Origin of the sequence: Thalassomonas sp. M1454, assembly GCF_007097525.1 — a bacterium.
In the GTDB taxonomy this organism is placed as follows: Bacteria; Pseudomonadota; Gammaproteobacteria; order Enterobacterales; family Alteromonadaceae; genus Thalassotalea_A.
Map to the genome: position 1 here is coordinate 285404 of NZ_VKDD01000006.1, position 12161 is coordinate 297564.

Annotated in this window: 12 protein-coding genes; 9 read left to right on the forward strand and 3 right to left on the reverse strand. The window is 38.0% G+C overall.

Annotation, left to right across the window (positions count from 1 at the left end; translation table 11 throughout):
• The first annotated feature begins 66 nt into the window (after positions 1-66).
• The 4 genes from rsmA (at position 67) to FNN08_RS13905 (ending at position 3102) form a co-directional block, all read left to right on the forward strand.
• Entirely contained in the window at positions 67-876 is an 810-nt protein-coding gene (rsmA, locus tag FNN08_RS13890) for a 16S rRNA (adenine(1518)-N(6)/adenine(1519)-N(6))-dimethyltransferase RsmA (protein WP_143586798.1), read from the forward strand.
• A gap of 4 nt (positions 877-880) precedes the next feature.
• Positions 881-1273 carry a Co2+/Mg2+ efflux protein ApaG gene (gene apaG / locus FNN08_RS13895; protein WP_260679358.1) on the forward strand — a complete coding sequence of 131 codons (393 nt, stop codon included), beginning with the start codon at positions 881-883 and terminating at the stop codon, positions 1271-1273.
• A 3-nt stretch (positions 1274-1276) separates the two neighbouring features.
• Positions 1277-2089 (forward strand): symmetrical bis(5'-nucleosyl)-tetraphosphatase, encoded by an 813-nt coding sequence (locus tag FNN08_RS13900; protein ID WP_143586800.1) that lies wholly within the window; start codon positions 1277-1279, stop codon positions 2087-2089.
• 86 nt (positions 2090-2175) lie between these two features.
• A complete protein-coding gene (locus FNN08_RS13905; protein WP_143586802.1) occupies positions 2176-3102 on the forward strand; it encodes a Dyp-type peroxidase in 927 nt (308 codons plus the stop codon).
• Positions 3103-3169: 67 nt separating this feature from the next.
• On the opposite strand, the gene argR is transcribed toward FNN08_RS13905, so the two are convergent.
• Positions 3170-3640, reverse strand: a complete 471-nt coding sequence (gene argR, locus FNN08_RS13910; protein WP_143586804.1) for a transcriptional regulator ArgR — start codon at positions 3638-3640, stop codon at positions 3170-3172.
• 259 nt (positions 3641-3899) lie between these two features.
• On the opposite strand from argR, the gene mdh reads away from it, so the two are divergent.
• The gene (gene mdh / locus FNN08_RS13915) at positions 3900-4835 is read left to right on the forward strand and encodes a malate dehydrogenase (RefSeq protein ID WP_143586807.1); all 936 of its coding nucleotides are present in this window, start codon (positions 3900-3902) and stop codon (positions 4833-4835) included.
• A 172-nt stretch (positions 4836-5007) separates the two neighbouring features.
• On the opposite strand, the gene ispB is transcribed toward mdh, so the two are convergent.
• On the reverse strand, positions 5008-5979 hold the full coding sequence (ispB, locus tag FNN08_RS13920) for an octaprenyl diphosphate synthase (RefSeq protein WP_143586809.1): 972 nt from the start codon (positions 5977-5979) through the stop codon (positions 5008-5010).
• A 317-nt stretch (positions 5980-6296) separates the two neighbouring features.
• On the opposite strand from ispB, the gene rplU reads away from it, so the two are divergent.
• The 4 genes from rplU to folA all read left to right on the forward strand — a co-directional run bounded on the left by rplU (position 6297) and on the right by folA (position 8918).
• Positions 6297-6608, forward strand: a complete 312-nt coding sequence (gene rplU / locus FNN08_RS13925; protein WP_143586811.1) for a 50S ribosomal protein L21 — start codon at positions 6297-6299, stop codon at positions 6606-6608.
• 15 nt (positions 6609-6623) lie between these two features.
• Positions 6624-6881 (forward strand): 50S ribosomal protein L27, encoded by a 258-nt coding sequence (rpmA, locus tag FNN08_RS13930; RefSeq protein WP_143586813.1) that lies wholly within the window; start codon positions 6624-6626, stop codon positions 6879-6881.
• 203 nt (positions 6882-7084) lie between these two features.
• Positions 7085-8248, forward strand: coding sequence for an Obg family GTPase CgtA (gene cgtA / locus FNN08_RS13935; RefSeq protein ID WP_143586815.1), 1164 nt, complete (start codon positions 7085-7087; stop codon positions 8246-8248).
• 178 nt (positions 8249-8426) lie between these two features.
• On the forward strand, positions 8427-8918 hold the full coding sequence (gene folA / locus FNN08_RS13940) for a type 3 dihydrofolate reductase (protein ID WP_143586817.1): 492 nt from the start codon (positions 8427-8429) through the stop codon (positions 8916-8918).
• A gap of 93 nt (positions 8919-9011) precedes the next feature.
• On the opposite strand, the gene FNN08_RS13945 is transcribed toward folA, so the two are convergent.
• Entirely contained in the window at positions 9012-12161 is a 3150-nt protein-coding gene (locus tag FNN08_RS13945; RefSeq protein ID WP_143586819.1) for an efflux RND transporter permease subunit, read from the reverse strand.

Consider the following 12161-nt stretch of genomic DNA (forward strand, 5'->3'; position numbering starts at 1 on the left):
CTAAGAGTTAAAGCAAGCAATACCAAACTATTAAACAACCAACAGTGAGTTATTAAATAATTAACTATGAGCAATAAAAGTCACTTAGGACACCAAGCCAAAAAACGCTTCGGTCAAAACTTCTTACATGATGATGCTGTAATTGGCAAAATTGTCGATGCGATTGATCCAAGTGAGGGCGAAAATCTGGTAGAGATAGGCCCTGGGTTAGGTGCATTAACTGAGCCAGTTATTGAACGTGCCGGTGATATCTCAGTAGTTGAATTGGATAGAGATCTAGCTCATCGTTTACGCCACCACCCGTTCATTGCTAAGAACCTCACTATTTATGAAACCGATGCGTTATCGTTTGATTTTGCCACATTAGCAACGGAGCAAAAATTACGTATCTTTGGTAATTTACCTTATAACATTTCAACACCTTTGATCTTTCACTTACTAACGTTTAAAGATTGCGTGCAAGACATGCACTTTATGTTGCAAAAAGAAGTGGTCAATCGCATGGCAGCCGCACCAAACTCAAAAACATATGGTCGTTTGTCAATTATGACGCAATATTTTTGCCAAGTAATGCCGGTGATGGAAATTGGTCCTGAAGCATTCCAGCCACCACCAAAAGTAGACAGTGCAATTGTCCGTTTAATTCCACACAAAGAAATTAAGTACCCGGCCAAAGATGTAAAATGGTTAGCGCGTGTAACTCGTGAAGCATTTAATCAGCGCCGTAAAACTATTCGCAATAGCTTTAAAAAGCTTATATCTGTGGAACAACTTGAAGCGTTAGGTATTAAAGCTAGTTTACGACCTGAAAACTTAACTCTTAAAGACTATATTGATGTTGCTAATTTCTTAGCGGATAACCCACCAGAGCAATAACAAGATGAGTTCGCTGATGTTAGAGTCTATTGATTTAGTAAAAGTTTCCACCCAAGTTGAGTTTATCGAGCAACAGTCGGATCAATATCAAGAGCGCTTCGTTTTTAGCTACACCATCACTATTGAGAACAATAGTGATAAAACCTTACAGTTATTATCAAGAAGCTGGCTTATTACTGACTCAAATGGCAGTAAAGTAAGTGTTGAAGGGGATGGTGTTGTTGGTCAACAACCTATTCTACAAAGTGGTCAACGTTATCGTTATAGTAGCGGTTCGGTATTAAAAACTCCGCTTGGCACTATGGAAGGGTTTTATATTTTCAAAGATTTACAAGGTAAAAACTACAGGGTTGAAATACCCGTTTTCCGCTTATCCGTACCAAATATTTTAAACTAAAGCATGGCTATTTATTTAGTAGGCGACATACAAGGTTGCTACCAAGAGCTTTGCCAATTAATGGACAAAGTAAACTTTGATTTAAATAATGATCAACTATGGTTAACTGGCGATTTGGTGGCTCGCGGCCCTGATTCTTTAGCTACATTGCGTATGGTAAAATCATTAGGCCCTGCAGCTAAAGTTGTACTAGGAAATCATGATCTGCACTTACTAGCGGTGCATGCTGGTATTAAACAAGCTAAAGCCAATGATAAATTAGACACTCTATTAAACGCTCCAGACATAAACGAGCTTACCGACTGGCTTGCCCTACAACCGCTATTACTGCAACTTCCTAATGAACAAGCTTTTGTTAGCCATGCTGGCTTTTGTCCGCAGTGGAGTATTGCTACTGCTATTGAACAAAATCACTTTGTACAACAAAGATTATCATCAAAAGAACGTAATCATTGGTTAACTTTAATGTATGGCAGCATGCCTAATTCTTGGCTTTTAGCAAAAAGTGAAGAGGAAAGGTTTCGTTTTAGTATTAATGCTTTCACCCGAATGCGTTTTTGCTTTAATGATGGTTCACTGGAGTTTCAACAAAAAAATGCCCCTGAGCATAATACTAATGCGCAATTACAGCCTTGGTTTAATTTACAGCCACAATTAAACAATATCCAATGGGTCTTTGGGCATTGGGCGTCACTTGAAGGACACTGCCAGCATGATAATGTATATGCCTTAGACACTGGCTGTGTTTGGGGTGGAAGTTTAACCATGCTTAGATGGCATGATAAACAGCTATTTTCTGTACCTGCAATTAAATAATAGTAATTTGATTAAATATTAGCTTTTGCATTTTCCAATAAACTCATATACTTAATTCAAGTAAATTTTCAATTTCGAGTAATAAAATGGCAAGAGAACAATTTGGTATCTGTGCTGAGCCTAACCTGCACAGTTATTACCTACTATTTAATGTATTAGATAATAAAAATGCATACATAAGAAAAGCATTATCGAAATTACCGGCACTGTTTGATTATTATGCCGATCAATTCTCCGAAGCTAACATGAGCACAGTAATTGCTATCGGTGCAAACTACTGGGATGAATTCTATCCTAATTCTCGCCCTAAAAATTTAACACCATTTAGCGCAATGAAGTGCGATGATCGTATTGCTCCAGCCAATAACTACGATCTATTTATTGAGATACGTAGTGATCGAGCCGATGTTAATCACGTAGTTAGTACCAAAGTTTGTGAACTTCTCGATGAAGCGGTTGAGTTAATTGAACAAGTTAAAGGCTTCCGCTACTTAGATGGTCGCGACTTAACAGGTTTTGTCGATGGAACTGAAAATCCAAAAGGTAAACATAAGCGCGATGTAGCTTTAGTTGATGAAGAAAGTGACCAAGCCTTTGTAAAAGGTAGTTACTTACACATTCAGCGATACCGCCACAATATGAGTTTATGGCAGTCACTTGAAGAGAAACAACAAGAAGATATCTTTGGCAGAACCAAGCGTGACGATATCGAATATGCAAGTGCAGATAAGCCTTTAACCGCCCATACCAAGCGCGCTAACTTAAAAGATGCCAACGGTAATTCTCTTGAGATATTAAGACAAAGCATGCCTTATGGCCATATGAAAGTACAAGGCTTATTCTTTATATCGTATTGTAAAACTCCTGATAATTTCGAACTGATGTTAAAAAGTATGATTAACGGAGATGGTCACGGTAACTTTGACCATATGCTTAAATATACACAAGCTGAAACTGGCGCTGCATTTTTTGCTCCTTCTGTAGACTTTATTGAAGCATTAGCAGAGCAATAACAGTCTTCCACTGACTACAAAAAAAGAGCCATGAGGCTCTTTTTTATTTCTAGCTTTTAACTGCAACTTACTGATACTTTTGAAATAATAAATTTAATTTATCAACTGTAGCTTCAATTTCTTTCACTTCGGTAGGCGCGATAAAAATAGTATCATCGCCGGCGATGGTTCCTAATACGCCATCACTCTTACCTAATGAATCTAATAAACGGGCAATTAACTGAGCTGCACCTGGACTAGTGTGTAATATGATCATTACTTCGTTATGCTCAATATCAAGCACAAGCTGCTTAAGTGGACTTTTTGCTGTTGGTACACCTAACTCAGCAGGTAAACAATAGACCATTTCTTGTCGAGCATTTCGAGTGCGAACGGCACCAAACTTACTCAACATACGCGATACTTTTGACTGGCTTATATTGTCAAATCCTTGGCTTTTTAAGGCATCGACTATATCGCCTTGTGAACCAAACTGTTCTTGCTTTAAAAGATCTTTGAATGCATTTACTAATGCTTCTTGTTTTTGCTGTAAGCTCATATTGTTATCTTTATATAAAAAGTTTCATTAAGTGAAGGTATTACTCTGAAATCATTCAGATAATATACATAATCTGTTGAGTAAGACCAATGTATAATAACAAGGTTTTCTATCTTATGACAAAATTGATTGTAATTTAACCCTTGATTCTGTATCTTTTGTGCCAATAAAAAAATAAAGTAATTACTCAGTATTACTGAGTGACTATTGTATAAATACAGAGTTAATACTCACAATTAATAAATCTTGGAGAACTTCAATGAAAGTTACTGTTTGTGGAGCTGCCGGTGGTATCGGTCAAGCGTTATCATTATTACTAAAAACTCAATTACCTGCAGGTTCAGAATTATCACTTTATGATGTTGCCCCTGTTGTTCCGGGTGTTGCTGTAGACTTATCACACATCCCAACTGACGTAAAAGTTGCAGGCTTTGGTGCTGATGATTTAGCAGCGGCTTTATCTGGTGCTGATATTGTAATTATCCCTGCGGGCATGCCTCGTAAGCCTGGTATGGACCGTGCTGATTTATTTGCTGTTAATGCTGGCATTATTAAAACTCTTGCTGAAGGCATTGTTGCAAACTGTCCAAAAGCATTAGTTGGTGTTATCACTAACCCAGTTAACGGCACTGTACCAATTGTTGCTGAAGTATTTAAGAAAGCTGGTACATACGAAGCTAACCGTGTATTTGGTGTTACTACTCTTGATGTTATCCGTAGTGAAACTTTTATTGCTGAGCTTAAAGGCTTATCAACTAGTGACGTTAAAGTTCCAGTTATTGGTGGCCACTCAGGTACTACTATCTTACCTCTTCTTTCACAAGTTGAAGGTGTTGAGTTTAGCCAAGAAGAAATCGATGCTTTAACACCTCGTATTCAAAACGCTGGTACTGAAGTTGTTATGGCTAAAGCTGGTGGTGGTTCTGCTACTTTATCTATGGGTGCTGCTGCTGCTCGTTTTTGTATGTCTCTTGTTAAAGGTCTACAAGGCGAAGCTGACGTTGTTGACTACGCATACGTTCAAGGCAATACAGGTGATGCTGAATACTTCGCACAACCAGTACGTTTAGGCAAAAATGGTGTTGAAGAATACTTATCATACGGTACATTGAGTGCATATGAAGAAAACGCTAAAAATGAAATGTTAGCAACATTAAACGCTGACATTAAAGAAGGCGTTGATTTTATCGCATAATTACTGCTGATAAATGAACATAAAAAAACGGCTAATTAGCCGTTTTTTTTTGCCCTACAGGATGTGAGGTATGCCGGATTACCAATATGGTATAAATTCGCTAGCAAGGATGACGATTTTAGGTTTATAGCAAACGCAGAGTTTACATATACTCAATATCTAAGAGAAACTCTTACGCATTTCTATCAACAGATAAATGAGCTAATGCAACAAGAGCCTGCTTATGTTCTGAGTCTGGTAAAAAGTCTAATGCTGCAATCGCTTTTTCAGCCTCTAGTTCAGCCATTTGTTGAGTAAACTCTAAAGCGCCAGTATCTTGCATTGCAGCCAAGATCTCATCTAGATGGTCCATACCATTACTTAACTCAATTGCATCACGTATTAGCTTAGTTTGCTGCTCATTACCATGTTGCATCGCATGTAATAAAGGTAAAGTAGGCTTACCTTCAGATAGATCGTCACCAACGTTTTTACCCATTTCTTGAGCGTCAGCAGTGTAATCTAATAAATCATCAATTAACTGGAATGCGGTACCTAAGTGCTTACCGTATGCCGTCATTGCTTCTTCAACCGCTTTATCTTGTTCTGTAACAACGGCTGCTAGCCTAGTAGCTGCTTCAAAAAGTTTTGCAGTTTTGCAATAAATCACCTGCATATAACTTTCAACTGTTGTGTCTGGGTCATTACAGTTCATTAATTGCAGTACTTCACCTTCAGCTACTATGTTAGTTGCATCAGATAACACTTCCATAATACTCATCTTATTTAGGCTAACCATCATTTGAAATGAGCGTGTATATAAGAAATCCCCTACTAGCACACTCGCATCATTACCAAATAAAGCATTAGCGGTTTCACGGCCTCTACGTAGCGAAGATTCATCTACAACATCATCATGTAAAAGTGTTGCGGTATGAATAAACTCTATAATGGCAGCTAAGTGGACATGCTCCTTACCTTGATAACCTAAAGCTCGAGCAGCTAATACTGTTAATAGCGGACGCATACGCTTGCCACCAGCATTAATTATATAAATACCAAGCTGATTTATCAGAGCAACGTCTGATTGCAGTTGCGAATAAATTAAGTCATTTACCGCGGTCATATCTTGGCTAGCAAGTTTTTGGATATCGGTTATATTCATAGGTCGTCGTTATCATTCATGTTTAAACGCTAAGATGTAGATTTGTTTTTAAAACCTACACTTATTTTATGGGTATTGATTTTACACGATTTCAGATAAGAACAAAGACATCTATGGATGAATCCGTTAAAATAACTGCTTATTTGTTGCGCCAGCAACATAATTTAAGTAAGTGTTTTAATGTGTAATACTAAATTAATAATTAATTACATCATTTTTTATAATTAGGCTTGCCCTAGCAAGAATCTTCGCGTAGAATCCGCGACCTAATATTTTAATTTGCGCGTCTATAATATTGACGCAGTACGGAGTAGCAAATGTACGCTGTATTCCAAAGCGGTGGTAAACAACACCGTGTAAGCGAAGGTCAAACTGTTCGCTTAGAGAAACTAGAACTTGAAATTGGTTCTACTGTAGAATTCGAAAATGTTTTAATGATTGCTAATGGCGAAGACATCAACGTAGGTGCACCTTACGTTGCTGGCGGAAAAGTTACAGCTGAAGTTGTAACTCAAGGTCGTGGCGATAAGATTAAAATCGTTAAATTTAAACGTCGTAAGCATTCACGTAAGCAAGCTGGCCACCGTCAGTGGTTTACAGAAGTGAAAATTACTGGCATCAACGGTTAATAGGAGTAGTTAAAGATGGCACATAAGAAGGCAGCTGGTAGTACTCGTAACGGTCGTGATTCTGAAGCTAAACGTTTAGGTGTTAAACGTTTTGGTGGTGAATCAGTTTTAGCGGGTAACATTATTGTTCGTCAACGTGGTACTAAATTCCACGCTGGTACTAACATGGGTATTGGTAAAGACCATACTTTATTTGCTTTATCAGACGGTAAAGTACAATTTGAAGTTAAAGGTCCTCAAAACCGTAAATTCGTTAGCATCATCGCTGACTAATTAGGTTGCGAAACCAATTAAAAAACCTCGCCTTAAGCGGGGTTTTTTGTTTTAAAAGCAACAGTTTTTTATATTAAGGTTTCTCTGAAAATAATGGCCACTAAAGAATGTGCACTGAAATTAGTGCTTTTTCAGAACAGTCGTTATAATTAGTAACTTGGTATGATATTAATACATTTATGTTTGGAGCTTAATTTAAGCTAATGAAATTTGTAGATGAAGTAGAAATTCGTGTAGACGCAGGCGACGGTGGTAGTGGCTGTGTTAGTTTTCGCCGTGAAAAATATATTGAGTACGGTGGACCTGATGGCGGCGATGGCGGCGATGGCGGTAGCGTATACTTAATCGCAGACGAAAACCTTAACACCCTTATCGATTATCGTTTTGAACGTTTTCATAAAGCGCAGCGAGGCGAAAACGGCAGAAGTCGTAATTGTACTGGTAAAGGTGGCGAAGATGAATATTTAAAAGTTCCTGTTGGTACGCGTGTGATCGACCAAGACACAGGCGAGCAAATTGGCGACTTAACTAAGCACAAACAAAAACTGTTAGTAGCTAAAGGCGGCTGGCATGGTTTAGGTAACTTACGCTTTAAAAGTAGTACTAACCGCGCACCTCGCCAAAAAACCTTAGGTACACCTGGTGAAGTAAGAAACTTAAAACTTGAGCTTTTATTATTAGCTGATGTTGGCATGTTAGGTTTACCTAATGCAGGTAAATCAACATTAATACGCAGCGTATCAGCAGCTAAACCTAAAGTTGCTGATTACCCATTTACTACGCTTGTACCAAATTTAGGTGTAGTACGTTTAGATAGTCAACGTAGTTTTGTTATTGCTGATATTCCAGGATTAATTTCAGGTGCAGCTGATGGCGCAGGCTTAGGTATTCAATTTTTAAGACATCTTGAACGATGTCGAGTACTAGTACATTTAGTTGATTTATTGCCAGCCGATCAATCAGACCCTGCTGAAAATGCAGTAACGATTATGGAAGAGTTAAAGCAATACTCTGACAAGCTTTATGACAAACCAATTTGGTTAGTATTTAATAAAATCGATTTATTATTAGAAGATGAAGCACAAGAAACTATCGATCGAGTTGTTGAAGCGCTTGATTGGCAAGGTGAAGTAAATTACATCTCTGCTTATAATCGTGAAGGTACCGAAGATTTAACTCAGAAACTAATGACCTTTATTGAGCAACTTCCTGAAGAAAAAGAAGAACTTGATATACAAGATACGGTTGAGTTTAAATGGGATACTTACCATCAAGAAACCATTGATAATTACGACTACTCAGACGATTTAGATGATGATGACTGGGATGAAGACGACTACGATGTAGAAGTTGAATACAAAAAATAGTCTTATTTTATAGCAAGTTCATTAATTGCTCTTATAGATCTATTAAAAGCCAGAAACCTGTTTTCTGGCTTTTTACTTTCTGCCATTTCACTAGCTTTATAATTTATTGCGACTTGTTCTATTCACTTGTCTAATAAGATATCATTACACTATTGTAATCCACACTATAGAGCTGTTAATGACCATTTTATCTATGATCGTTGCCCACGCCGACGATCGCATTATTGGTAAAGATAACCAAATGCCTTGGCATATGCCTGCCGACCTTAAATATTTTAAAAAAACGACATTAAAAAAACCGGTGATCATGGGCCGTAAAACTTTTGAATCTATCGGTTTTCCATTACCAGGTCGTCGCAATATCGTAATCTCTCGAGATGAAAATTATCAAGCAGATAATATTGAAACAGTCACCTCTGTAGATGCTGCCTTAGCACTAGTAACTGATGTTGAAGAAATTATGGTCATTGGTGGTGGTAGCATCTATCAGCATTGCCTTAAAGCTGCGCAGCGCTTATATATTACAGAAATAGACTTAGCTGTCGATGGCGATACAAAATTCCCAGATTATAATGCCAATAACGAATGGTATTGTGTTAGTGAAGACGCACACAAAGCTGATGAAAAGAATGCTCACGACTACAACTTTAAAGTTTATGAGCGTAAATAAAACAAATTAATCACTTTATTATATTCGACAGCAGAAACACAAAAGGCCAGATAATTAAATTATCTGGCCTTTTCATTAAGGAATTAAAGTAACTTAAGCTTTAAGCTCTTCTGCTGTCACTGACGATACTTCTTTATGTTTAGACTTGCGCTTAAACATGCCTTTTATATCTTCTATAACAACATACAAACAAGGTATAAGAAGTAGTGTAACTAGCGTTGCAAACAATACACCAAAACCTAAAGATACAGCCATAGGCACTACCATCTTGGCCTGCATGCTGGTTTCAGTCATGATAGGTACTAAGCCAATAAATGTGGTTAGGGAGGTTAGTAAAATCGCTCTAAAGCGATTACAGCCAGCATCAACAACTGCTACCTTTGTCATTACCCCTGCCCTTTTCGCGCCATTTACATAATCAATCATCACTAATGAGTCATTTACCACAACACCAGCGGCGGCAATTATACCAAAGATAGATAACACACTAAGATCGATACCTAAAATCATATGGCCGGCAACAGAGCCAATGACACCAAAAGGGATCACCGACATTATAATAATTGGTTGGCTATAAGATTTAAGAGGGATCGCAAGCAAACTATATATGATTAGTAGTGAAATTATAAAGTCACGTAACTGGGTATTAGCACTGTCAATTTCTTCTTGGATTTTACCCGAAAGTTCACTTTTTAAAGCAGGATATTTTTGCATTAATTTTGGAATAAAGTTTTCACGAATATCACTGGCTATTTTAAATGGCTCAGCCTTTTCAGCATCAACTTTTGCCCATACATTAATTGTACGATTACCGTTTTCACGACGTATTTGATTTACCCCTTTAGTAATGATGATATCAGCAACTTCAGATAATGGTACTTCAGCACCATTTGGCGCTTGAATAACCACATCATCAACATGACTAATAGACGAACGGTCAGCAAGAGGATAACGCACCATTACCTTTATTTCTTCACCATTACGTAATATACGCTGAGCTTCTAAACCATAAAAGCTATAGCCGACTTGCGTAGCTACATCGCTTAAAGTTAACCCTAATGAGTAAGCTAATGGCTTAAGTTTAAACTGCACTTCTCTGGCGGCATTCATGCGCGAATTATTGATATCACTTACACCTACGAGTGTAGATAACTTAGCGGTTAACTCTCGAGAAGCATCGATTAGCTGCTGTTCATTATTACTTTCGAGTCTAAAGCTAATATCGCCATCATCTCGATCACTACCAAATAAATTATCTTGGGTATCTAAACTTTTTACTCCTGGTAGCATTGGCATATTTTCTCGCCATCTTTCGGCTACTTCAAAAGTGTTCATTGGACGTAACTCAGGATCAATTAACTTAATCATTATTCGTCCAGAGGTACGTCCACGTAGCTCAACCTGCATATCCGAGATCATATGAGTGCCGTATTCAGCTTCAATTTCAGCATCCACTTCGAATAACGAAGCTTTAATTGCTTCTATTGCTGCCAGTGTATCTTGCTCAGATGTATCTAAATTCATTTCTAGTTGAATTCGAGGAAAATCATGTGGGATCTTAGGTTGACCAATATAACGAACTAAACCGCCTTGGAATAAACCTGCACAAATCAATAAAAAAGCAATAAATAAGCAAACAATACCATAGCGATACTTAACAGCTTTTTTAAGTGCAGCTCTATACGTATTCTCAACAAAACTCTTTAACTTGGTATCGATAAAGGTTCGAATTCGATCAAGAGGATTTTTAGGATTATGTACTTTCGGTTTCATGCGCGCTAAATGCGCAGGCAAGATTAACTTTGATTCAACCAAAGAAAAAATTAAACACAAGACCACCACAAAGCCAATTGCTTGTCCCATAGCAGCAGATGGTCCATCACCAAATAAGAAAGGTAAAAATGCAGCAATCGTTGTTAACACACCAAACGTTGCAGGCATAGCGACTCGTTTTACGCCGCGGATCACGTTATCAAGGCTATGACCGTTTTCTTCTACCTCACTATGAGCACTCTCTCCCATAACAATGGCATCATCGACCACAATACCGAGCACCAAAATAAATGCGAATAGACTAATGACATTAATGGTGACATCAATCATAGCTGTTGGCATTAATAATAAAGTACCGAGGAAACAAACGGGTAGTCCCATCATTACCCAGAAAGCAAGCCGTACACGTAAAAACAGTGCCAGCATTAAAAATACCAGGATACCACCGCTTAATAAGTTGTTCAGCATCAGATCTAGACGCCCTTCCAGATATTCAGTCATATCGACCCAAGTTTCTATCGACACTCCTTCAGGCAACTGGCTTTGTTTTAATTCGATATAATTATTTACCACTTTGGCAACATCAGTAATACTTTGATCATTAGCTGCGCCAATGAAAAATGTTACTGAGTTTTTACCGTTAAACTTTGAGTGCTGTATGCCCTCTTCAAAATCGTCAGCAATAGTTGCGACTTCACCAAGCAAGATTTTTGAACCATCAGCACGAGTAATTAAAGGTAAGTTTTCGAATTCATGCCCTATATAGGCTTGATTCTCAACGCGCAGGTTAATGTAACCATTTGCTGCTCGAATTTGCCCTGCTGACATATTGCGAGACCAACTTCTCACCGCATTAGCGACTTGATTAAAACTAAGGTTATATTCTCTTAACTTATCTTTACTTACTTCAATGGCTATTTCGTAACTTAAACCACTATAAAACTCAGATACATTAAGCGATGGTAACTGCTGAATTTCATTATGGATGTTTCGACCAAGCTCTTTAAGCTGCTTGTGACTCATATCACCATAGAGGCTGATATACTGCACCTCTTGTCGCATTTTTATCCGTTCAACGGTCGGTCGCTCCATACCGGCAGGAAAAGAAGAAATAGAGTCTATTTGAGACTTTACTTCTTCCATCACAATTTGAGGATCGTAACTATCACTTACTCTAAACCAGCCATTTGAGTAATTACGGTTTGAATAAGTGATCATCCGCTCAATCCCTTGTACGGATTCAAGCGCTTCTTCAACTTTGATCGTTATCCCTTCTTCTACCTCTTGAGGGGCTGCACCAGGATACATAGCTCTGTATTCAAGCCAGTTGATTTCAACTTGTGGGAAAAATTGTTTGCGGATTGTGCCCATTGTTAGCAAGCCGCCAACGATAATAATAATCATCAGTAAATTGGCGGCAACAGGGTTGCGAGCAAACCAAGAAATAATACCTTTATTTGTATCAATCAT

Excerpts from the sequence above, each read along its gene's own strand:
- rsmA (WP_143586798.1), top strand. The coding sequence starts at position 67 with ATGAGCAATAAAAGTCACTTAGGACACCAAGCCAAAAAACGCTTCGGT.
- ispB (WP_143586809.1), bottom strand. The coding sequence starts at position 5,979 with ATGAATATAACCGATATCCAAAAACTTGCTAGCCAAGATATGACCGCG.
- rpmA (WP_143586813.1), top strand. The coding sequence starts at position 6,624 with ATGGCACATAAGAAGGCAGCTGGTAGTACTCGTAACGGTCGTGATTCT.
- rplU (WP_143586811.1), top strand. The coding sequence starts at position 6,297 with ATGTACGCTGTATTCCAAAGCGGTGGTAAACAACACCGTGTAAGCGAA.
- folA (WP_143586817.1), top strand. The coding sequence starts at position 8,427 with ATGACCATTTTATCTATGATCGTTGCCCACGCCGACGATCGCATTATT.
- FNN08_RS13905 (WP_143586802.1), top strand. The coding sequence starts at position 2,176 with ATGGCAAGAGAACAATTTGGTATCTGTGCTGAGCCTAACCTGCACAGT.
- FNN08_RS13900 (WP_143586800.1), top strand. The coding sequence starts at position 1,277 with ATGGCTATTTATTTAGTAGGCGACATACAAGGTTGCTACCAAGAGCTT.
- mdh (WP_143586807.1), top strand. The coding sequence starts at position 3,900 with ATGAAAGTTACTGTTTGTGGAGCTGCCGGTGGTATCGGTCAAGCGTTA.
- cgtA (WP_143586815.1), top strand. The coding sequence starts at position 7,085 with ATGAAATTTGTAGATGAAGTAGAAATTCGTGTAGACGCAGGCGACGGT.
- apaG (WP_260679358.1), top strand. The coding sequence starts at position 881 with ATGAGTTCGCTGATGTTAGAGTCTATTGATTTAGTAAAAGTTTCCACC.
- argR (WP_143586804.1), bottom strand. The coding sequence starts at position 3,640 with ATGAGCTTACAGCAAAAACAAGAAGCATTAGTAAATGCATTCAAAGAT.
- FNN08_RS13945 (WP_143586819.1), bottom strand. The coding sequence starts at position 12,161 with ATGATTGATACAAATAAAGGTATTATTTCTTGGTTTGCTCGCAACCCT.